25 protein-coding genes are annotated in these 21,839 nt (G+C 41.4%); 14 read left to right on the top strand and 11 right to left on the bottom strand.

All coding sequences use genetic code 11. From position 1 onward, the window contains the following. The first annotated feature begins 26 nt into the window (after positions 1-26). From SGLY_RS10050 to SGLY_RS10040, 3 genes are all read left to right on the top strand, one after another. Entirely contained in the window at positions 27-704 is a 678-nt protein-coding gene (locus tag SGLY_RS10050; protein ID WP_041444775.1) for a class I SAM-dependent methyltransferase, read from the top strand. A 98-nt stretch (positions 705-802) separates the two neighbouring features. Then, on the top strand, positions 803-1,150 hold the full coding sequence (locus SGLY_RS10045) for a PAS domain-containing protein (RefSeq protein ID WP_013625178.1): 348 nt from the start codon (positions 803-805) through the stop codon (positions 1,148-1,150). Between the two features lie 38 nt (positions 1,151-1,188). Further along, the gene (locus tag SGLY_RS10040; protein WP_013625177.1) at positions 1,189-1,728 is read left to right on the top strand and encodes a GNAT family N-acetyltransferase; all 540 of its coding nucleotides are present in this window, start codon (positions 1,189-1,191) and stop codon (positions 1,726-1,728) included. 68 nt (positions 1,729-1,796) lie between these two features. Here the strand turns inward: SGLY_RS10040 and SGLY_RS10035 are convergent, their stop codons facing one another. The 3 genes from SGLY_RS10035 to SGLY_RS10025 form a co-directional block, all read right to left on the bottom strand. Continuing rightward, positions 1,797-3,287, bottom strand: coding sequence for an IMP dehydrogenase (locus SGLY_RS10035; RefSeq protein ID WP_013625176.1), 1,491 nt, complete (start codon positions 3,285-3,287; stop codon positions 1,797-1,799). Positions 3,288-3,441: 154 nt separating this feature from the next. Continuing rightward, positions 3,442-3,669 (bottom strand): hypothetical protein, encoded by a 228-nt coding sequence (locus SGLY_RS10030; protein WP_013625175.1) that lies wholly within the window; start codon positions 3,667-3,669, stop codon positions 3,442-3,444. Further along, positions 3,662-3,904 (bottom strand): helix-turn-helix domain-containing protein, encoded by a 243-nt coding sequence (locus SGLY_RS10025; RefSeq protein WP_013625174.1) that lies wholly within the window; start codon positions 3,902-3,904, stop codon positions 3,662-3,664. Before SGLY_RS10025 ends, SGLY_RS10030 begins: the two co-directional genes overlap by 8 nt. A gap of 134 nt (positions 3,905-4,038) precedes the next feature. On the opposite strand from SGLY_RS10025, the gene SGLY_RS10020 reads away from it, so the two are divergent. Further along, positions 4,039-4,344: a helix-turn-helix domain-containing protein gene (locus SGLY_RS10020; protein WP_013625173.1), complete on the top strand. Its 306-nt coding sequence runs from the start codon at positions 4,039-4,041 to the stop codon at positions 4,342-4,344. A 45-nt stretch (positions 4,345-4,389) separates the two neighbouring features. Continuing rightward, the gene (locus tag SGLY_RS10015; protein WP_013625172.1) at positions 4,390-4,572 is read left to right on the top strand and encodes a transcriptional regulator; all 183 of its coding nucleotides are present in this window, start codon (positions 4,390-4,392) and stop codon (positions 4,570-4,572) included. Between the two features lie 202 nt (positions 4,573-4,774). Here the strand turns inward: SGLY_RS10015 and SGLY_RS10010 are convergent, their stop codons facing one another. Further along, positions 4,775-5,254 carry a DUF456 domain-containing protein gene (locus tag SGLY_RS10010; protein ID WP_013625171.1) on the bottom strand — a complete coding sequence of 160 codons (480 nt, stop codon included), beginning with the start codon at positions 5,252-5,254 and terminating at the stop codon, positions 4,775-4,777. Between the two features lie 116 nt (positions 5,255-5,370). Further along, a complete protein-coding gene (locus SGLY_RS10005; protein ID WP_013625170.1) occupies positions 5,371-6,744 on the bottom strand; it encodes an MATE family efflux transporter in 1,374 nt (457 codons plus the stop codon). 292 nt (positions 6,745-7,036) lie between these two features. On the opposite strand from SGLY_RS10005, the gene SGLY_RS10000 reads away from it, so the two are divergent. Together SGLY_RS10000 and SGLY_RS09995 are read left to right on the top strand one after the other, a co-directional pair. Further along, positions 7,037-7,828 (top strand): lipid II flippase Amj family protein, encoded by a 792-nt coding sequence (locus tag SGLY_RS10000; RefSeq protein WP_013625168.1) that lies wholly within the window; start codon positions 7,037-7,039, stop codon positions 7,826-7,828. A gap of 227 nt (positions 7,829-8,055) precedes the next feature. Further along, a complete protein-coding gene (locus tag SGLY_RS09995; protein ID WP_013625167.1) occupies positions 8,056-9,249 on the top strand; it encodes a M24 family metallopeptidase in 1,194 nt (397 codons plus the stop codon). Here SGLY_RS09995 and SGLY_RS09990 read toward each other — a convergent pair. Together SGLY_RS09990 and SGLY_RS09985 are read right to left on the bottom strand one after the other, a co-directional pair. Continuing rightward, positions 9,246-9,731, bottom strand: coding sequence for a CBO0543 family protein (locus SGLY_RS09990; protein WP_013625166.1), 486 nt, complete (start codon positions 9,729-9,731; stop codon positions 9,246-9,248). The genes SGLY_RS09995 and SGLY_RS09990 overlap by 4 nt on opposite strands. 3 nt (positions 9,732-9,734) lie before the next feature. Next, entirely contained in the window at positions 9,735-10,229 is a 495-nt protein-coding gene (locus SGLY_RS09985; RefSeq protein ID WP_013625165.1) for a CBO0543 family protein, read from the bottom strand. A 259-nt stretch (positions 10,230-10,488) separates the two neighbouring features. On the opposite strand from SGLY_RS09985, the gene SGLY_RS09975 reads away from it, so the two are divergent. The 6 genes from SGLY_RS09975 (at position 10,489) to SGLY_RS09950 (ending at position 15,852) form a co-directional block, all read left to right on the top strand. After that, entirely contained in the window at positions 10,489-11,265 is a 777-nt protein-coding gene (locus SGLY_RS09975) for an ABC transporter ATP-binding protein (protein ID WP_013625164.1), read from the top strand. Next, positions 11,265-13,142, top strand: coding sequence for a putative ABC transporter permease subunit (locus tag SGLY_RS09970; protein ID WP_013625163.1), 1,878 nt, complete (start codon positions 11,265-11,267; stop codon positions 13,140-13,142). The genes SGLY_RS09975 and SGLY_RS09970 overlap by 1 nt, the downstream gene beginning before the upstream one ends. Before the next feature lie 187 nt (positions 13,143-13,329). Beyond that, positions 13,330-13,785 carry a YkvA family protein gene (locus SGLY_RS09965; protein WP_013625162.1) on the top strand — a complete coding sequence of 152 codons (456 nt, stop codon included), beginning with the start codon at positions 13,330-13,332 and terminating at the stop codon, positions 13,783-13,785. Between the two features lie 100 nt (positions 13,786-13,885). Continuing rightward, on the top strand, positions 13,886-14,206 hold the full coding sequence (locus SGLY_RS09960; RefSeq protein WP_013625161.1) for a heavy metal-binding domain-containing protein: 321 nt from the start codon (positions 13,886-13,888) through the stop codon (positions 14,204-14,206). 171 nt (positions 14,207-14,377) lie between these two features. Then, the gene (locus SGLY_RS09955; protein ID WP_013625160.1) at positions 14,378-14,923 is read left to right on the top strand and encodes a sigma-70 family RNA polymerase sigma factor; all 546 of its coding nucleotides are present in this window, start codon (positions 14,378-14,380) and stop codon (positions 14,921-14,923) included. A gap of 2 nt (positions 14,924-14,925) precedes the next feature. Continuing rightward, positions 14,926-15,852 carry a DUF4367 domain-containing protein gene (locus SGLY_RS09950; RefSeq protein ID WP_013625159.1) on the top strand — a complete coding sequence of 309 codons (927 nt, stop codon included), beginning with the start codon at positions 14,926-14,928 and terminating at the stop codon, positions 15,850-15,852. Positions 15,853-15,908: 56 nt separating this feature from the next. Here SGLY_RS09950 and SGLY_RS09945 read toward each other — a convergent pair whose 3' ends face one another. Then, positions 15,909-16,589, bottom strand: a complete 681-nt coding sequence (locus SGLY_RS09945) for a uracil-DNA glycosylase (protein ID WP_013625158.1) — start codon at positions 16,587-16,589, stop codon at positions 15,909-15,911. Positions 16,590-17,022: 433 nt separating this feature from the next. On the opposite strand from SGLY_RS09945, the gene SGLY_RS09940 reads away from it, so the two are divergent. Beyond that, positions 17,023-18,870, top strand: coding sequence for an EAL domain-containing protein (locus tag SGLY_RS09940; RefSeq protein ID WP_013625157.1), 1,848 nt, complete (start codon positions 17,023-17,025; stop codon positions 18,868-18,870). Here the strand turns inward: SGLY_RS09940 and SGLY_RS09935 are convergent. From SGLY_RS09935 to SGLY_RS09925, 3 genes are read right to left on the bottom strand one after another with little or no spacing between them, the layout of a single operon-like run. Next, complete coding sequence (locus SGLY_RS09935) at positions 18,865-20,037, bottom strand: ABC transporter permease (RefSeq protein ID WP_013625156.1); 1,173 nt, start codon at positions 20,035-20,037, stop codon at positions 18,865-18,867. The genes SGLY_RS09940 and SGLY_RS09935 overlap by 6 nt on opposite strands. A gap of 3 nt (positions 20,038-20,040) precedes the next feature. Continuing rightward, positions 20,041-20,721 (bottom strand): ABC transporter ATP-binding protein, encoded by a 681-nt coding sequence (locus SGLY_RS09930; protein ID WP_013625155.1) that lies wholly within the window; start codon positions 20,719-20,721, stop codon positions 20,041-20,043. Further along, complete coding sequence (locus tag SGLY_RS09925) at positions 20,705-21,628, bottom strand: efflux RND transporter periplasmic adaptor subunit (RefSeq protein ID WP_013625154.1); 924 nt, start codon at positions 21,626-21,628, stop codon at positions 20,705-20,707. Before SGLY_RS09925 ends, SGLY_RS09930 begins: the two co-directional genes overlap by 17 nt. Positions 21,629-21,839: the final 211 nt, after the last annotated feature.

Here is a 21,839-nt window from a genome sequence, read left to right as displayed (position 1 = left end):
AACAAAGGATTAATCGGGGTGTAAACATGAAGGACGATATTAGGGCAAAATTCAATGATGTTTCTCAAGTCTATGACGGGCAAAGAAGGCAACTGATTCCTTGTTTTGATGATTTTTATCATATCCCTGTCTCATTAATCGAGCCTGTGACAGAAAGACCTAAGATTTTAGATATCGGAGCGGGGACCGGACTTTTGACTTCTTTTTTTATCGAAAAAATACCCACCGCCCAAATTACCTTGATTGATCTCTCTGATCAGATGCTGGAGATGGCTAAACGGAGATTTTCTGATATTCCCGGAGTAGAGTATATTGTTGATGACTATGCCCAATATGATTTTCAGCAAAAATATGACATGATTATTTCGGCTTTTTCCATCCATCATCTCAGTGACGAGGAAAAAATCAAACTATATCATAAATGCTATTCCATACTGAACCCCAAAGGGATATTTATTAATTGTGACCAGGTGCTGGGAGAGACCCCATACCTGGATTCCCTAAACAAGACGCACTGGAGAGAAAGTATTGAGAAAAGCGGACTCAGCCAAGCCGATATTTCAGCGGCCTATGACAGGACTAAGCTGGACAGGGAAGCCCCTCTTTCCCAGCAGCTGATTTGGTTAAAGGAAGCCGGTTTCACTGATGTGGATTGTGTGTATAAATGGTATTTCTTCGCGGTGATGATGGGCAGAAAAGTGTAAGAAGAATTGATAAAAAGTCAAGGACAGCGAGGGCACTTTTAACAGAGAGTATCCTTGAAATTCCTTAATTAGAATCATGCCAATATGGAGGAAAACTTATGGAAAGAGAAAAACTCTTGTCGTATATTTTGGATTCTTATCCTTACCCGATTTTGTTTGCGGATTGTGACCATATCATCAGATATATGAATAAAAGAGCCCAATACCATTATTACAGGGAGCGCGGATACAGAGACCTGATTGGGAAGTCCCTGTTTGACTGCCACCAAAACGCAAAGTCGGAGGAAATTATCCGTGAAACGGTGGAGCGGTTGAAAAATCATGGCAATGAGGCTTTTCTGCATGTCAATGTCAGAAATGAACGGGTATATATTGTCCCTGTCAGGGATGAAAACGGAGAGCTGATCGGCTATTTTGAAAGATTTGAGATGAACCAGCAAAAATAGGTGAAGAGAGTCTCTGGGTTTAGCGGGGAGGTGAAAAAATGGAAATCCGGGAAGCTGAACCGGTAGATGCCATAGCGATAGCAAGCGTGAACATTGAAACATGGCTGACAACTTACCGGGGGCTTTTGCCTGATGAGCAGCTTGCTTCTCTTTCTCATGAGGAAAGAGAAAAGTTCTATCGAAATATGATTAATAACCGCAGCCACAAAAAGTTTGTCCATGTTGCGGAGGATGATTCAGGGAAAATTGTCGGCTACGTATTCGGAGGGATGGAAAGGTCAGGAGAGACCCTTTTTAAAGGGGAAATCTATGCCATTTATGTTCTGGCCGATTACCAGGGCCAGGGTATTGGCAGGCTTCTCTGGCAAGCGGCGCTTGACTCCCTGAAAAAGCTGAAGCTTGATTCGCTGCTTGTCTGGGTATTGGCCGGGAATAAATATGCCGGGTTTTATAAAGAACTGGGCGGACAGGAGGTGGACAGAAAGGAATTTACAATAGCCGGGCTGACAATAGATGGTATTGCTTACGGATGGAAGGTGCTGGGGGAAGGTGGAAGACAAAGCCTTCAAATGAAGTAGGCTGCCCGGATGAAACTGATTTTGTTTCAACGGGCAGCCTATTTCATTTAAGTGATCTTTATCCGGGATCAGCTTTCCTTTAATATAACGTCGTGAGCACCGCCTTCAATGATGCTGGTTGAGGAAACAAGAGTCAGACGGGCAGTTTTTTGGAACTCTTCTATGGTGACAGCGCCGCAGTTGCACATCGTAGACTTCATTTTACTGATGGCAATATCCACATTATCTTTTAAGCTTCCGGCATAAGGGACATAGGAATCCACACCCTCTTCAAACTCAAGCCTTTCTTCACCGCCGGTGTCGTATCTCTCCCAGTTGCGAGCGCGGTTAGAGCCTTCGCCCCAATATTCCTTGACATAGCTTGAACCCATTTTGAGCCGGCGGGTAGGACTTTCATCAAATCTGGCAAAATACCTTCCCAGCATGATGAAATCGGCTCCCATAGCTAAAGCCAGGGTCATATGATAGTCGTGAACAATCCCGCCGTCAGAACAGATCGGTACATAAATTCCCGTTTCCTTGAAATATTCATTGCGCGCCTTGGCCACTTCGATAACAGAGGTAGCCTGGCCGCGGCCAATTCCTTTCTGCTCACGAGTGATGCAGATTGAACCACCGCCAATACCTACCTTAACGAAGTCCGCTCCGGCATTGACTAAGTAGAGGAAGCCTTCTTTATCCACCACATTACCGGCTCCCACTTTAACCTCACCGTTATATTCCTGTTTAATCCACTGAATGGTGTCTTTTTGCCATTCAGAATAACCATCGGAAGAGTCAATACATAAAACATCGGCTCCGGCCTTGACCAGAGCAGGTACTCTTTCTTTATAATCTCTGGTGTTGATCCCCGCTCCAACCACAAGTCTTTTGCTTTGATCCAGAAGTTCAAGCGGATTTTCTTTATGGGCATCATAATCCTTGCGGAATACCATATAAACCAAAAGTTGATCCTTATTGACAATCGGCAGGGAATTCAGTTTATGATCCCAAATCATATCATTTGCTTCACTTAAGGTAATACCTTCCGTACCATAAATCAGGGAAGAGAAGGGAGTCATAAATTCAGAAATCTTTTTGTCCAGGGGAGTTCTGCTCAGACGGTAATCCCTGCTGGCAATGAGTCCGAGCAGCTTCCCTGTCGAGGAACCATCTTCAGTAACGGCAATGGTGGAGTGTCCTGTCCGCGCTTTCAGATTTAAGACATCTTTCAGGGTTTGGTCAGGCTTAAGACAGGAATCACTAACCACAAAACCGGCTTTGTATTTTTTAACTTTCCTGACCATCTCAGCCTGTTGTTCAATGGGCTGAGAAACAAAGACAAAGGAGAGGCCTCCGCATCTTGCGAGGGCAATGGCCATGTTGGAATCGGAAACAGACTGCATGATGGCCGAAACTAAAGGGATATTGGTGGATAGAGGACATTGTTCACCCTTCTTGTACCGGACAATAGGAGTTTTAAGGGATACATTATCAGGAACAGAATCTTTTTTCGTCAAATTGGGAACAAGCAAGTATTCATTAAAAGTTCTCGATGGTTCATTGTATAAATACGCCATAAGTATAGCCTCCTTATTGTAAATTCCTATTTTTGGCAAGAAACATGCCTTAATAAAAAAGCCGCCGGTAGCGAAAGAAACTCTACGGCCGACTCTTATTCAGCATTAAAAAAATTAAAGGTTAGGAGTAGTTTACATAAGAAGAGAAATGAAGTCAAGAGGAACCAGAAAAGTGTGTATTTTCCGGAGTAAAGAGATTAATGACCTGCTCTAAATAATATGTCCCCATACCTTTGGAAAGCTCTGCTGTCACTCCTTGTTCAAATAAAAAGGCCAGACCAAGCTCCAGAAAAAATCGAGAATCACGGTTTGTTAATAAATAATGCTTTTGACGGGCATAATTATAACCGATTTCAAAATCACTTTGATTATTTTCAGGCATGATCATCCTCCGGCTTTTTATTTTCTAGGGGAAAGCATGGATCATCCAAGAGTTCAGTTATGCTTACCTTCAGGGCAGCAGCGATTTTGCTCAGTGTTTGTACTGAGCCGACAGAGTGCCCGTTCTCGATCTTATTAATCATGCTTTCATCAAGTTTAACCAATTCTGCAAGTTGCTTCTGGGTCATATTTAATGATTTACGGAGAGCCTTAATTTGAATTCCCGGTCTAACCAAAATATACCACCCCATATAAAATCTTACAGAATATAATTCATTAAGTCAATATCTTTAAACGAATAAAATTCATGATATTTACTTGAATAATATTGAGATATAATAAACTTGAATATTATTCAGGAAGTGATTGAATGAATTACGGAAAAAGGGTGAAGTATTTTCGTGATGTAGCAGGAATATCAGCAAATGCTTTGGCGAAAAATGTCTGTCTTGATCCCACAACGATTTATAAAATTGAAGCGAATGACGCTAAACCATCGCTTGGTTCTTTGGAACGCATTTGTGAAGCTTTAGGAATTTCTTTGGCTGATTTTTTCTCCGAGGATAATCAGGAACTGGAGCCTGAACTGCGTCGATTATTGAATACAGCCAAAAAACTTACAACCGAGCAAAGAGATTATTTGCAGAAGCTGTTGGACTCTTTGAGCAAGGATTAATCATTTCCTTACATATAATGAAAAGGATTAAAGGGGGCAATCATCATGGGAACGAAAGAAAAAGTTTTGCAGGCTATGATTGAGGCAGGAAAACCGCTGAGTGCCGGAGATGTGGAAAAAATAATCGGTATAGACCGTAAGGAGATTGATCAGGCGTTCAAGGAACTGAAAAAAGATGAAGCTATTGCCTCGCCGGTAAGGTGTAAATGGGAACCGGTAAAAAAGTAAGCTGACAGATCATCGCTGTGTACCTCTCAATATCCGGTACACAGCTTATTTATTTACCTGATGGGATGGAAATCGTCATTTTAGTTTAAACAATAAGCCGCTTGAACTCGTATCCCCGCAAGAAAGGTCACCCAAAGCAAGGATGGTAACCTGACCTGCTTTGGATGACCTTTCCCGCGGATTCGGAGTAATGGTTTACAATTCAAGAGATACGCATAAAGAAATAAATAATCATAATGATTTCCGCAAACAACTTGAGCACAGTTCCGCCAAGAAGACCGACAAGCGTTCCGAACCCGGCCCGCAGTGTTTGTTTTAGTTCTGTTCCCCGGATTAATTCAGCAATAACAGCGCCGGCAAATGGCCCGATGACAAGGCCTAATGGTCCCATTGTTATGATGCCGATAATCGACCCGATTACCGATCCCCAGGCAGCTTGCTTGCTGCCTCCAAAGCGTTTTGTACCGACAGCTGAGGCAAAGTAATCAATGAAAAATATCAGGATGAAAACAACACCCTGCAGGACGTAGAAGTAAGCATTCAAAGTGGAAAAACCCGTCATAAACCCATAAAAAACCATGCCTCCGTAAATAAGGACCGCACCGGGCAGAACGGGTAATATGGTTCCGATTAAACCTGCAATAAACAGGATAATCGTTATGATTAAAGCAGTTGTAGCCATAACGAACCTCCCATACAAAATATCCCATCATTGTATGATTAGCATAACATGGGAAAAGAATACAGACAAATTATGCTAATCAGCCGCTAACCGGTTCGTGCCGGCGAGAATGATATTTATTGGTCCGCTCTTATTTTATTGGTTGTAGAGGAAGTTGTGGGAAGGCCCCTCATTTCTGCAAAAATCAGAGCCGCAGTCAAGAGGACGGCTATTCCGTCCGAAATAGGGGCAGTCAACCAGACTCCGTTCATACCCCAGAAACGAGGAAGAATCAGAAGAAGCGGAATAAACAGCAATACCTGTCTGGACAAACTGAGAATTGTGGACTGCACAGGTTTGCCTACAGCCTGAAAATAGTTGGAACATAAGATCTGAAAGGCAATAACCGGAAGCATGACCAGGAAAATCAAGAGGCCATGGGTTGTAATTTGGGTCAGTTCGACATCGCCTTTACTAAAAAGCCCTACAATTTCTTCAGGCCAAATATGAATCAGCAGAAAACCGGCCAAAACAATATAGGTTCCGCTTATGACAGCCTTTTTTAATGTCTCCTTCACTCTTTCATACTGCCCGGCACCATAGTTGTAGCCAATAAGAGGCTGAGCCCCCTGACTGACTCCGATCACCGGCATGAACAGCAGGGTGGCAATGCTCATAATTATTCCGACAGCTGAAAGTGCTTTATCTCCACCATAAATCATCAAAGTATTATTTAAAATAACCTGCTGGGCACTGCTTGCTATTTGCATGGCAAAAGGAGCAAAACCAATGGACATAATCCCAATAAGAATCGACATCTGTGGTTTTAAGTTTTTTAGTCTGATTTTCATCATGCTGCGCCCGGACAAAAAATAGCTTAATACCCAGATCGTTGAAAATAATTGACCGCATACTGTCGCCAGTGCAGACCCTTTAATTCCCAACCCCAATTTGAAGATAAAGATGTAATTTAAAACCGCATTTAATAAAGCCCCAATGACCTGAGTCATCATAGCGAATCTTGGATTGCCTTCCGCTCTGATGAAGTTGTTCATGCCAAAACCAAGAGAACCAAAAACTGAACCCAGAATAATAATATGGGTAAAATCAAGAGCATAAGGTAAAACGGTTGGGCTTGCTCCAAACAGAATTAAAATCCGTTCTGCAAATAAAAAATAAATACCAGAAATCAGCAGGGGTAATATTATCAGCATAAGAGTACCATTGCCTGCAACTTTTTCAGCCTCTTCATATTTCTGTTCGCCCAGCCGTAAGGAGATTAAAGCTGTTGATCCGATACCGATAAAAACATAAATAGCCAGCAAAATGATCATGATGGGAAAAGCCACTGTTATCGCAGCAATCCCTATGCTGCCGACTCCACGCCCGACAAAGATCCTGTCAACAATATTGTAAAGAGAGTACAAAAGCATTCCAATCACCGCGGGAAGGGAAAATTCCCACAGTAACCGGCCAATACTTTGACTCCCCATTTCCAGACTGCGTTTCATGATGTATCCTTCCTTTATAAAGTACAATATGTAGTGAATGAGATAAATTAGAGTTTGAGATACTGCTTAATCGTTTGAGGTAAAAAGTGAGATTGAAAGATTATAACATATCTTGTTATCATTAATCAAAGCATTTTAGGAAAAGAATGGTTGGAAGTAAAAAGCAAAGGAAAAATGAACCCTCAAAAAGAAGGGATCTGGATAAAAATGGTCTAATTAAACAGTTTGATCTGGTGTTTGAAAAAGAGGTTTGAGATTCGGTAAAATCGGAAATTGATGTAAGGAGTCGGACATGAACAGTCAAATTATACTGGTCATCACCCTGAATTTTATCATATCGCTGATCGGGACCCTGGCTTACTCGGTCAGACTTGTAGGAGTGCGAACGGGAAAAATTGCTGTATCTTTTGCACTATTCAATATGTTGATGTTGGTGTCCAGAATTGCAGTAACCTTTCAGGTCCCGATCCTGACCAAATATGTTGAAAGTAACCCCGGAGCCGGTGATCTGCTAATCATATTCAATATCATAATTTTGATTTCCGGAGTGGCAACAGTTTTTGGGGCTATTTTAATTCCAACATTTCAAAGAATTCTCTACAAGGGGGTGATGTCATTCTCCATAGACAGGTCATTATCAAAGTTGATTTTACATAGCTTTTCCAAGTCCGGAATCCGATATATCAAGGAATGTGTTTCCGTGCCAGCCAAAGAAAATGTCAGACAAATATCTTACAGAAAGCTGCCAAAGAGGATTATGGTATATAATCTTGCTGCTGTTGCGCTGATTACGGTTGGCTCTCTTGCTCCGATCTATGCAGGATTTTTAGAACCGGATCTGAGAGCGACATGTATTACTCTTTCTCCGGTTGTCAATGGAATTGCCACGATATTAATGACGATTTTTATTGATCCTCAATTATCTATGATGACGGATGACGTAATTGACGGCAAATGCACTCAGGAGCAGTTTCGGTTATGTGTAATAGGTTTGGTGGGGAGTAAAACAATAGGTACATTCGCATCTCTGTTATTGCTGTTACCCAGTTCATATTTGATTGTATATGTCGCAGGAATGATATAATTATTTATTATAGGTATGATCATGCAAAAGTCATCTAATCCGCTCTTGAAAACAGCGGTTTTTGCCGGAAGCGGAATTTTGTTGTTATTGGCAGCGGAGTTATTTAATGTTGTTTTTCCATATAATAAAAACCTTTGGTCAAGCTCCTTTGTCCTGCTGACATCGGGCCTATATAAACTGATTTATTTTTAAGCATACGAAATAAAATTGACTAAACGGAGGCAGAAATGTTCAAAACACCCATTCCCAAACAAGAGCTGGACGACAGGCTGACCAAATTTTATTCTCTGATGAATGAGGTGTATCCCGATTGGGATACCGCTGTTATTCTAAGCAAAGTCAATCAATATTACTTTACCGGCACGATGCAGGATGGCATGCTGTTGGTCACAAAAGAAAGGAAGGCTTTTTATTTTGTCCGCCGAAGCTTCGAACGCGCTAAGGCCGAATCGCTTTTCTCGGATATTTATCCGATGGAAAGCTACCGGGATGCCGTGGCGGTGACTGGCGGAGACTGCGGCAATACCTTTGTGGAAACTGAGGTTGTGACATGGGGCATAATGGATCGCCTGCAAAAATATTTTAAGATGGGAACAATCAGTTCATTGGACAGGGTGATCCTTGCCGTCAGATCGGTAAAGTCACCGCTTGAGCTTGAAAAGCTGGAGCATGCCGGAAAACAGCATGATGATTTGCTCCAACATATTGTGCCTGCCCTGCTCAGGGAAGGGATGAATGAAGCTGAGTTTGTCGCCGAGATTTTAGTAAAGATGGTGGAACTTGGGCATCAGGGCATATGCCGATTCTCGATGTTTCAAACGGAAATGGTTGTTGGTCAGATCGGGTTTGGAGAAAGTTCCATCTATCCGACAAGTTTTGATGGACCGGGGGGTGCATATGGGCTGTGCCCTGCAGTACCGCTTGGCGGCAGCAGGGAAAGAAAACTCCGGAAAGGTGATCTGATTTTTGTAGATATCGGTTTTGGTTATGACGGCTATCATACAGACAAGACTCAGATATATCTTTTTGGCGGTAAGCCCACTGATGAGATGATCAAGCTCCAAAGAGCCTGTATCGAAGTGCAGGCACGCCTGGCTTTACTTCTAAAACCCGGAGCTGTTCCTTCAGAGATTTACCAGACGGTGACCAATGAGTTGAGTGATGATTTTAAACAAAACTTTATGGGCTTTGGCCAAAGACAAGTAAAATTTCTCGGTCACGGAGTGGGTCTCCATGTTGATGAGTTTCCGGTGATTGCCAATGGCTTTAAGGATCCACTCGCTGAAAACATGGTTATTGCGCTTGAACCCAAAAAGGGCTTGGCTGATCTTGGGATGGTAGGAGTGGAAGATACCTATATTGTTACCCCCCAAGGCGGCAGGTGCATTACGGGTGGGGGAAAAGACATCATTGTGATTTAATCCAAAGAATCCTTTGAACCATTGAGTTTAAAGAACCACTTATAGATAAACATGACAAGATGAAATACGATGAGGACACTAATCGATGTCCAGTACCATTTCCAGGAAAGATATTTAATGACCAGAGTATATTTTTCGATAAAGTGTTCAATGACCGTAATAGATAAGCTAAAGGACAGATTATAGATTAATCTGATTATATAGGGCTTATTTGAAGGATAGTAGAGAATAAAAAAGATCGTAATGACAGGTAAGGAGAAATACTCAAAGGAGAAGCTCGTACCATTTGCTTTATAAAATTCCCGTACCGGGTATTCAAGCCAATTCAATTCGACAACGGTAAGCCCCATGATCCAGGTAAAGAACTGGGTCGTAAAGAAAATGAATGATGCCTGGGCTCTCTTTTCTTTCGGAATAAACCAAACCGAGATAAAAATAATGGTCAGTGAACTGATTAAGAATAATCTTTCGAGTATGTACAAGAATTACACCTCTATTTGCAGATTTGTTTCTTTGGCAAACCATTTGATAAAAGTGCGGCTGAAAATAAATTGCAACAGAAAACTTAAATATAAACGAATAAGTTGGGAATACTTTGTGTGACTGATGAAATTTTCCAGATCAGTATATACGCTGACAAAGTAAATAAACCAAACGACAATGGATACAAAGACGAGATAATGCAAGATTTTTTTCAATTTAGACGGCCCGGCAGGATACAAAATCATGAACCAGGCAAAAATCATTGGGTAAAATAAGAAATTTTGCAGAAAACCGACTTGGGTTGCTTTAGCGAATTCCCGTACCGGAAAAGAGATCTGGTTACTTTGGACAAGGATATTTATGGACGCCCAAGTCGTTGCTTCGAAGGTGATTAAACTGATGAATGCCAGTCTATGTTTAGCCTTCGGCACATAAAAAACGGATAAAAAGACCATTACGCTTATTGCGGTTACAATAAACCATTCTATTGACATCATTCACTTTCATCCTCTGATATTGGTGGTTATAGTATGGTTTGTTTTATGAGACATTATGAAAAAAGACCATCTGTAAAAATCTTCAAGAGACAGGGTTGCCAGATCAGAATTTGTACCGGTTTCCGGCAAGAAAAGATCATTCTGCTTGAAACCCATAATGCAAATTTAAGAAAGGGCATTTTGTGGTATACTAACAAATATGTAAAAAATAGACCCTGTAGGGCAAAATAGGATTGGCAGCAGTCAGGAGGAATGATCAATGAATAACATTCTGATAAAGACAAAACAACTGGTTAAACGTTATGGTTCTGTTCCGGTGGTAAACGGCCTGAACCTGGAGGTAAAGAGCGGAGAGATTTTTGGTTTTTTAGGGCCGAACGGTGCCGGAAAAACGACGACGATCAAAATGTTGACAGGATTGCTCGACCCCAGTGAAGGAGAAATCTTTATCGGGGGCTATGAGATACGGAAACAGCCGGCTCAAGCCAAGGCATTAATCGCATATGTACCTGACCAGCCGAAAATCTACAATAAGCTTTCGGCTCGGGAATTTTTGTTTCTGATTTCAGCCCTTTACCGGGTTCCGAAGGACATGGCCAAAGACAGAGTGGAACAGCTTTTGGCTATCTTCGATCTTAGTAATCGGGCAGATGAACTTTTGGAGGGCTATTCCCACGGAATGAGACAGAAGGTAGTGCTGGCGTCGGCTTTGATCCACCAGCCCAGAGTTATCCTCCTGGATGAACCTACGGTAGGGCTTGACCCTGCCAGTGCCCGGCTTTTGAAAGATATCCTGCAGGAATTGGCCCGGCAGGGAGCGGCAGTTTTTGTTTCAACCCATATTCTTGAAATTGCTGAGAGAATGTGCCACCGCGTAGGTATTTTGAAAAACGGGCGGTTGATTGCTCAGGGCAGTCCAGAAGAGCTGCGGCAAGAGACGGGCCGCGGCGGGGAAAGCCTGGAAGACATCTTCCTGGAGTTGACCGGCGACAAAGAGAATGCTGAATTAATTGCAAGCTTGAAGGAGGAACAGTAATGGCCGCCAAGATCATCCTTCCTCCGCCTTTAACGGAATTACCTCGAAAACAGTCATTTTTTCGGGATTTTGTTTTGCTCCTGAAGAACCAAATGCGGGTAACTTTCAATTCGATCCGTTATCAACGCAAAGGATCTATTGTGGGAATCATTGTCCTTGCCGCGGTTTTCTTGTCTCTGATGGGCCTTTTAAGCACGGTAGCTTATCAGACCTTAAAAACCATATCCTTGCAGTCAGCACAGGTTTTTTTAGCCTTTATCTTTATGACCGGGCTGGCCGGTCAGATTTTTTTCGGGATTACTGCCGCTTTTGCGGCTCTTTATATGTCCGAGGATTTAGAGCTGCTTTTTATGACACCTGTCCCATTAAAGGTAGTATTTGCGGTAAAGTCCGTTTCCGTACTCGGCAGCACTTTACTGATTGCTTTACTTTTTGCTTTTTTGCCGGGAATTTTCTGCGGGCTGCTTTATCATGCCGGTGTATTTTTTTATGTTTTGGTTTTCTTGATCGGCTGCGGGCTATGGCTGATGGGTGCGGCCTTGGCCGAACTGATTAATCTTCTTGTCATGCGTATTGTCCCCCCTCACAGGAGTAAAGAAGCAATAGGTCTGATTGGGGTTGTAGCCGGACTGATCATTGCTTTAATCTTTCAGGTTCCCAATCTCCTTCTCAGCAGTCAGGGAACCATGGATATCAGTAATTTGCTGACAGGGAAAGAACAATCACTGGCCATCATGAACTATTTTCCTTGGGGGTGGGCTTCACTCGCTCTGATTAAAGGGGTATCAGGAGACCTTCTTGCCGGATTTGCCTGGAGTGTTTTGATTTTTATCTGCAGTATTTTAATGTTTCTGTTCTCGATGGCCCTTTTAGAACGGGGGTTCAGGCAGGGATTTATTGCACTTGGACAGGGAGAAGGGGGAAGACGCCGTCAAAAACAGGCCCCGGTCTTAGAAACCCGGAATACTCAGGATAAAGCTCCTGCGAAAATGGCTTTTCTTTATGAAAAAGAAGCGGCGCCAAAAACTTCTTCCTGGCCCGGCATGTGGGCAGTTGCCAAAAAGGATTTGCTTTCCCTCAAACGGGATGCCAGAGAATGGTTTGGCTATCTTCTCCCCCTGATATTTATGGCTTTTTTTATTGCTCAATTTTCCTTTTTTTCCACCAAGGCTAATCTGACCTCTTTGTTATATATCCTCATGATGTATACTGTAATGATGAGCGGCAATCTGGCCCTGCAATCCTTTGGCCGGGAGGGAGAGTCCGACTGGCTGTTAAACAGCGTTCCCCTGGCGGGATGGCCGGTAATCTGGGGGAAATTAATGGCAGCCGTATTGCCTACTCTGGTATTAATGGAAGCCCTGTTAGTGGGGACATCTTTGGCAATCGGGGTTTCGGCCGGAGTGGTTTTTGTCCTGGCGATAGCCGCGGTGCTCCTCAGCTTGGGCTCCAGTGCGATCGGACTTTACTATTCGATCAATAACTGCCGCTTTAACCCGGATAAACCCCAGATGAGGATTTCTCCAGGTGCCTCCCTGATCATGTATTTGATTAATTTTCTTTTTATTCTCCTGTTAGGATTGAGTCTTTGCTATCTTTTCCCCCCTGCAGAGCTCACCTCCATTGCGCTGGTGATTTCACCTCCCGTGTTGGAAGGCAAGTTTTTCTCCACTATCCTTTACGGTCTGTATCTTTTGAGCCGTCCTTTGCTCTGGCTTCCTGTGTTACGAATAGGATTGGGGATTATTTTAACCGGCGGGATCTGGTCGCTCATATTCTTTGGCTTCATGGCGGCTACGGTTCGTGAAAGCAGGAAAGGCTTCCGGGTAGAAATCATGACGAACAATAAAAGAAGCAGAAAAAAAACAACCGATTAGAGCAAGATATCTTTCAAATAAGCGGAAGGGAAGGCCGGAGCGTTTGAATGTTCCGGTACTTCTATTGCCTATCATATATTGATAATATACAATAATATTAGTCAACATATGATTTCGGGTGTTTGATCTGGCAGGATAATCAACGTTTGAACTTTGATTTTAAACGGAAAATGAAAAGAGGGAAATGATGAAGAACAATGAGGATTTTTATCAATCCTTGAGGGGGAAAATCAGGGATTATTTTAAAAGCGAAGAAGGTAAAACAAACAGGTTTGCGGAATATGTCCTGCTTGCCCCCGACTTGTTTCATCTTCTCTGTAAACTGACCGTAGAGCAAGAGGTCAATGTAGAAGACAAGGCGAAATTGGCAGTAGCAATCGCTTATTTTGTTTCACCGGTTGACCTGATCCCGGAAATCCTTCTTGGTCCGGCAGGATATCTTGACGATGTAGCTATTGCGGCTTTTGTTCTCAATTCCATCATCAATAATACTGCTCCGGAAGTGATCAGCCGGCACTGGGCAGGCGAAGGGGATATTTTGATTAAAGTCAAGGAAATCATAAAGATTGCCGATAATATGGTTGGCAAGGGAGTCTGGAATAAGATTAAAGCGATGTTTGCAAATAAAGGAACCAGAAATTGATTTCTAATCCGAAATGCCGATAGGTTTACAATATATTTTTTGTTAATGAAGAATTATCATGTAACTGGAAAACAGGATAAAAATAAAGGAGGATTCTATAATGATCCTGACAACTACCCCGTCTGTTGAGGGACACAAGATTACGGCCTATTTTGGAGTGGTCACCGGAGAAGCCATTATGGGAGCAAATATTGTGCGGGACATCTTTGCCGCAGTAACGGATGTGATCGGAGGCCGTTCCGCAGCTTATGAAGAAAAATTACAGGATGCACGCAATCTGGCGTTGAAAGAGCTGGAGGAACGAGCCGTCCAGCTGGGAGCAAATGCTGTCGTCGGGATTGATCTGGACTACGAAGTGGTGGGCCAAAGCGGAAGCATGCTGATGGTCAGTGCTTCCGGGACGGCTGTGCGGATAGAATAATCCTGTAATTATTAAGAAGAATAGATCAACCCTTTTCCTTTTATAAAAATAGTGAAAAGGGTTTTATTTTTTATGAAAAAATTCTTGATACTCGTGTAATGAAAAGCCAATTTAAACGTATTAACAGATGAACCTTAGCTAAGGAAAAACAAGGAAGGAGTTTTTGGATGGATGGAGCAAATTGCGATAAGTAATGTATTAATCAGTAAGGAAATCAAAGATAAAGGATTCAGCTATATTTTTGAGACCTACTATAAAAGAATTTATAACTATATTTTCTATAGGATCAACGGTAAGGAAGAAGCTGAAGACCTGACCAGCCGGGTTTTTGAGAAGGCAATGCTGAGTATAAAAACATATTCGGACCGGAAATCTCCCTTTGAAGTCTGGTTATTCGCGATAGCCAGAAATGTCATAACTGATTATTTTCGAAGTTTAAAAAAGCAAAAGCTTACGTTAATCAATGATCCTCAAAATCTTATTTCCAGGGAGGAAAATCCCGAAGATCTGGTTGTCAAGGCTGAGACCAATGATGACCTTGCACGATCCTTGAATATCTTAAGCTCAAGAGAAAGGCATCTGATTGCTTTGAAGTTTGGAGGCAACCTCAAAAATAAAGAGATTTCAGAAATACTCGATATTACGGAAAGTAATACAGCCGTAATTTTATACCGGGCAATCCGAAAGTTGAAAAATGAAATGGAAAAGGAGTCTTAATGATGAGAGAGAGAGAATATCTTGAAGAGAATTTCTCAATAGATTTAGAGGCTTATCTCAATGGAACAGAATCAGAAGCCGAAATAAAAGACAGAGAATATGAGGAGATGCTGAAATTTAGTCAAGCTTTAGCCGGCAATGATTTCAGCAAGAGCAGTAATAAAAAAAGTGTTGCCAATAAAGTTCTGAAAAGCTTGAATGAGAAAAGAAGTCATAACAAGCTGTTGAAAAAAGTTTCTGTTAGTGCAGCTTCTTTTGCCATAATATGCGGCATCTTCTCGCAAACAGCCTTCGCAACAGACCTTGTCGATAAAGTAATCAAAGCGATTTCCCTGGGTAATATTACAGTTATACAGTCTGAACCAAGCAATTTAGACAGGACTATTCCGAATGATCTGCAAGGAAAGATTTTTAATCAGGATGGTCAAGCAATCAAAGAATATCCCCAGGATGGAAGCGGAATTTATAATGCCCAAGGTCAAGAAATCACTGGTTTTTCAAATGGAGAAATCGTTACGCGTGAACAAATGTCTGTAAGGAAAGAAGTCATTAAAGATTATTCACAGTTAGCCCGATATCTGTCCTTTGATGTTAAGCTGCCGGCCTATTTGCCGGAAAACTATACATTCGATCGGGCTGAATTGTATAAGGGCGAAAAAGGGAAGATAAGCAAGGATTATGTAGACTTGTTCTTTGTTAATGAGCAGAACGGAAAAGTAATATTTATGCAGCAAAGAGCTTCCAAAGAGGAAACTAAATATACAATAGGCACTGACGGAAAAATAGAGGAAGTAAAAGTCAATGGTGTTAATGCTGTAATAAGCGATGATACCAGTATTGATTGGGAAGCGAATCAGGTGCTGTATAGCATGTCGGGGAAAGGAGATTTTCCTAAAGAAGAACTAATTAAAATAGCGGAATCAATATAAACGTCAGAATGTATAAGGAGTAAGAGCTCAAACCGGGTTCTTACTCCTTTATCTGATTAAACCTGGATATCTTCAATCTGCCAATCGACAGGCTCCTTACCAATGGAAGCCAGAAACTGATTGGCTTTGGAAAACGGTTTGCTGCCGAAGAAGCCGGCGTGAGCAGAAAGGGGACTGGGGTGGGCGGACTTCAATATGTAATGTCTCGGGTCTGTAATTATACTCAATTTGGATTGGGCATTTCTGCCCCACAGGATGAAGACGATAGGATCCTGGCGGTCATTGAGTACGGCAATAACCTTATCTGTGAATTTCCCCCAGCCAATGGTACTGTGGGAGTTAGCCTGACCGGCCCTGACCGTTAAGGTGGCATTCAGAAGCATAACCCCCTGGTCGGCCCATTTTTTCAGGTAGCCGTTATTGGGGATGGGACAGCCTAAATCGCTGTTCAGTTCCTGGAAAATATTAACGAGAGAAGGAGGAGGCTGTACTCCAGGTTTAACAGAGAAACTTAAACCATGCGCCTGATTTGGGCCATGATAAGGGTCCTGTCCCAAGATCACAACTTTGACATTCTGATAAGCGGTATAATGCAAGGCATTGAAAATATCATATTTGTCCGGATAGATTGTCTTTGTCCGATATTCTTCAATCAGAAATTGTCTCAATTTTAAGTAGTAATCTTTATGGAATTCTTCATTAAGCAAATCATGCCAGTCGTTTTTCAATATTTGCATCTCAAATCCTCCATTTCCATTATACTATAAAGGAGAAGAACAAAGAAGAATAGAGCAGAAGGAAGAGAGATAAGTAAAAATCTTAACCTATTGTTTACGATACAATAATATGATCTTAATACGCAATGTGTATATTAGTTTTGGAAATACTGCTAAAACCCAACCTCCTTTGGAAAAAGAACCCTGTTTCTCCCGGGGTTCTTTGTTTTATTGTGCTAAAAGTGAGCTTTTGGTTAATCAACTCAGGTCGAACTGGGTTATCATAAAAATCAGAAAGAGCAAATTGTTTTATCAAAATGAATATTGTATAATGATGGTAAATAAAGATAAAATCATTTAAGATTTATTTGGCAAAGGAGCCTATAGAAAAAGTGAAGCATACTTTTTCTATAGGTTTTTGTTTTCTTGATAAGGATGTGCGGGAGGTGCCCTTATGCAGCCATTATTGAATAAGAACCGAGAAATTTCAAATATACGAGAGATCATAACGAATAAAAGGGTCATCGTTCACTTTCAGCCGGTTGTCTCAGTAAGCAGGAAAATGGTTATTGGAGTAGAGGGGCTGATACGCGGGATAAATACAGGAACGAATGAAATCATCTCTCCCGCTGTTTTGTTTAATGCTGCCTGTGATGAGGGACTTACATTAGAACTGGACAGGATTTGCCGGGAAGAAGTTATTAAAGCGTTTCGTGAATTATATCAAAAAAATCATGATAGATTATTGTTTATCAATGTAGATGCTTCCATATTGGATAAGGTGGAAGGTTCAAATTATTTAAGGAACCAGGTCAATACTTACGAAATAAACCCAAGAAATATTGTGATTGAAATTAATGAAACAAAGGTTCAAGATAATACGGCTTTGAAAAAGTTTACGGACACCTATCGTAAATTAGGTTTTATGGTCGCCATAGACGATGTCGGTACCGGATTTTCAAATATGGATAGGATACTACTCATCAAGCCGGACATGATCAAGATCGATATTTCATTAGTCAGAAATATCAATAATGATTATTACAAACAGGGTGTATTTAAATCCCTGGTAAACCTGGCCAATGAGATTGGGGCCCTGGTTATTGCCGAAGGAGCTGAAACAGAGGAAGAAGCGATCCAGATACTGAGACTTGGCGGGCAAATGATCCAGGGGTACTTCTTTGCAAAGCCACAGGAGATCTACAATGAATCAACTATTTTTTGTAATAACAAAATTGAAATATTAAGCAGAAGCTTTAATCAATACATGAGCAGCAAGATCAGGGACGAAAAACAAAAGAATAAGAATCTGAATTTGATCGTTAACAAATCAATTAAAGAGCTTGTTCCAGTGTCTTGTCAGGAGTTTGATCATAGACTTCTTAAAATTATCTGGGCCAATAAGGTGATTGAATGTGCGTACATCCTTGACGAATACGGAATTCAGATTAGTAATACGATTCGTTTTTATGATAAGAATAAAGTGAAAGATGACCTGATCTTTTATTCGGCAATGATTGGAACAGATCATTCCATGGAAAAATACTATTATCCACTGACAGGGGCAGGATTGAAAAAATATATTACGGAACCTTATGTTTCTTTGGCTACGGGCAATCTCTGTATAACAATTTCTAAAGTTTTTACGAATATGGAAAACAAAAAATATATATTATGTATGGATTTTAACACGAACACTCATCCTTATGATCTCGACTTGATGAAGGATATGACCAGGTCTGACTTGATTTTTAGTATTAACGGAAAATCAATCACGGAGATTAATAGAATAGTAAATAAAATGAACGAGGAAATGCTTAAAGACAGTCTGACAAACACCTATAACAGACGTTATATAGAAGAAAGACTTCTTGTTGATATTTTCAATGCTTCAAATCAAAACGAACCAATATCGGTTATCTTGGCTGATATCGATTATTTTAAAAAAATTAATGATACTTATGGACACTTAGCCGGAGATCATGTACTAAGAGAATTCGCCAAGATCATCAAACAACATATTAGAAAAAATACTGATTGGATTGCCAGATACGGGGGGGAAGAATTTTTAATCGTCCTTTCGGATTCTAATGAGAATATCGCTTATAGAGTCGCTGAAAAAGTCAGACAAGCTGTTGAAAAAGCCAGGATACGATACAATAATAAGAATATCTGTATTACAGCAAGTTTCGGCACATATACTTTAAATTCTGAAAAAATGACTTATGAACAATTGATTGACAATGCGGATAAAAATCTTTATAGAGCTAAAAACAGTGGGAGAAACAAGACGGTATCATAAGCTCCTTAAGGCATCAATTGGATTTAATCTGCTTGCTTTTCGGGCCGGCATATACCCAAAGATAATACCAACAGCCGCTGAAAAGCCCACTGCCAGGGAGATAGTGGCAGGGGAGAGGGTAAAGTCTATTCCGATTAAAACTGTGGCAAAATAAGCAATCAGGGCACCAAAAATTAAACCTGCGAGTCCGCCAAAAACCGAAAGAAAGATTGCTTCAATAATAAACTGCAGCTGAATCCGGTTGGGGGTTGCGCCTAAGGCCTTACGCAAACCGATCTCCGTTGTCCGTTCTGTGATTGAAACAAGCATCATGTTCATGATACCAATACCGCCGACGACTAGGGAAATGGCGGCAATCCCGGCCAATAGGAGGGACATCATCGCCATCATGGATTGAAAGGATTGAATAATATCTCCCATATTAAATATTGTGTAGGCCTGATCTTTATAGTTAAAAGCCGGATTAAGTACTCCTTTTAGGTCAAGTACAGTTTGATCGGCAAGATTGGTATCAATTAAAAATACATCGAGATTGGTGATGTTTTTGACCCCCAGGGTGCTCAGGGCGGTAGTATAAGGGATAATGACCAGATCATTGGTTGAGTTCATACTGAATCCGCTTGAGGCCGCCAGTGTTCCGATAATCGTATAATCAAGCCCATTAATCGTCAGATTTTTGTCCAAAGGATTGGCCCCATAAAAAAGCTCTTGAACAATATTGCTGCCGAGGATTACAACCCGGTTTTTATTTTCCAAATCCAAAATATTGATTGGCCTGCCGGAGTTCAGCAGCTTTGTATCGGTTTTAAAATAGACCTCGTTTTTACCTTGAACTGTGACGTGATCAAGTACGGTTTGATGATATTCAATAGCGGTTTTCCCGGAAATCGAAGGAGAAATACCGCTGATATTTTCGATAAGAGAAAGGTTGGCAATATCATCCTGGCTAAGGCCTTGTTTAAGCGGAGTACCGGTTGCCGTAATGATGATCTTATTGGCTCCCAGCTCGGTTACCTGATTGCCGATACTATCGGTGGCGCCTTTCACTATAGTAATCAGAGCAATAATTGAGGCTACGCCAATCACGATTCCGAGCATGGTGAGAAAGGAACGAAGTTTATTGTGAATAATATTTACCCAGGACATTTTAATACTTTCCCACAGCATAAATCATTCCTCCCACTCAGTCAGGTATCCGTCCAAAATATGAACCACTCTTGTGGCATGACGGGCAATATTGCTGTCATGGGTAATCATAATAATTGTACGCCCATCGTGGTTTAACTCTTCAAAAAGCGCCATGACCTGTTCACCGGTTTTTTGATCCAAAGCCCCGGTTGGTTCGTCGGCAAGGACAATTGAAGGCCCAGTGACCAAAGCCCGGGCAATCGCTACCCGTTGCTGCTGACCGCCGGATAACTGATTAGGCAAATGATGTGTCTTTTCGGCAAGTCCGACCCGTTCCAAAATTTGCTTGACCAATCTCTTGCGTTCTGAAGCGGGCAGTCCTTTGTAAATTAAGGGAAGCTCCACATTTTCCAATGCTGTCAGACGGGGCAGCAACTGAAAGCTTTGAAAGACAAAACCTATTTCTTTATTGCGAACCCGGGCAAGTTCAATTTCATCAAGATCATCAATGTTATTCCCGGCAAGAACGTATATTCCCTTGGTTGGGATATCAAGACAGCCGATAATATTCATTAATGTCGATTTTCCTGAACCTGAAGGACCGAGAACGGACAAAAATTCGCCATGACAAATGGTTAGATTGATATCATGCAGGACTTCCAGTTCTTCTTCGCCCATATAGTAGCTTTTACAGATCTTTTGCATATTAAGTATTTCGGGCATTGCCGTTGCCTCCGTCAGGATTGATATTTCCGCCGCCGGAATTATCGCTGTCCCTTAAAAATCCTGTATTCTCTGTTAAGGCAGTTTGATGATAAAGAACAGTCTCTCCGGCAGTAACGCCACTCTGAATTTCCACAGTTGTCCCATCATTAATTCCTAAAGTTATTTCAGTTTTGACAGGCTGTTCGGTTTCGTTTCCTTTGAGGATATAGGGCTTATTGTTTTCATCAAACTGAATGGCAACCATGGGCAGGGTCACAACTCCTTTAGCCTGATCGCGGATAAGTTTTACTTCTGCGGTCATCCCGATCCTAATACTTGAATCTTCAGGCAGGACAATTGTCGCCATAAAATAAGTCACTCCGTCTGCAATCTGACCTTCTCGAGATATGCTGTCGATTTTGCCCTGAAGTTCTTTGTTGCCGGCACCGATTTTAACCGTTGCCTGTTGACCTGTTTTTAAAGCTGCAATATCATATTCATCAACTTTTACAGCAACTTCTAAATGGTGATAATCTACAAGCTCCATTAATTTGGTGCCGGCCATGACTTGTTCATTTTCTTGAACATCTATACTGACGATTTCACCGCTGATCTTTGCCTTGATTTGATCTCCGGCAGTTGATTTCAGGAGGAGGGCATCCTTTTCTACGCTTTGGCCTTTTGTCACGCTGATTTCCGAAATCTGCATAATTTTTCCCGCCAAGACAGTCTGACGGTTTTTGGTGTCGATATTGCCGGAGAAAGAATAGTAAGTTGTGATATCCCCAGCTTTTGCCTGGGCATTTTCATAAGAAACAGATGTTTTACGCAGAAGCAGGGCCGCAATAATTCCTAAGAGGATCACGATTAGAATAATCAAAGGTATCCATTTTCTTATCCTGGATCTTTTTTTTGTACCCATCATGAATCCCTCCTAAGAACCATATTGATTCCTCCAATAAACATCTTGCTGTTATGTATTATGGCTGAATTGGATGATCTTATGCTGGGATAACCGATATCAGGTTCTGAATTGAACAATTATTTTTGTTTCAGTTGACTGGTGAAAACAAGGAAAAAGGCACCTTCAAAAAACTGAGAGAACTTCTATAAAATAATATTTAAATTTTAGGGTA

The sequence above is a fragment of the Syntrophobotulus glycolicus DSM 8271 genome, assembly GCF_000190635.1.
Taxonomy (GTDB): Bacteria; Bacillota; Desulfitobacteriia; order Desulfitobacteriales; family Syntrophobotulaceae; genus Syntrophobotulus; species Syntrophobotulus glycolicus.
This window is presented reverse-complemented; position numbering and strand designations above follow the sequence as displayed.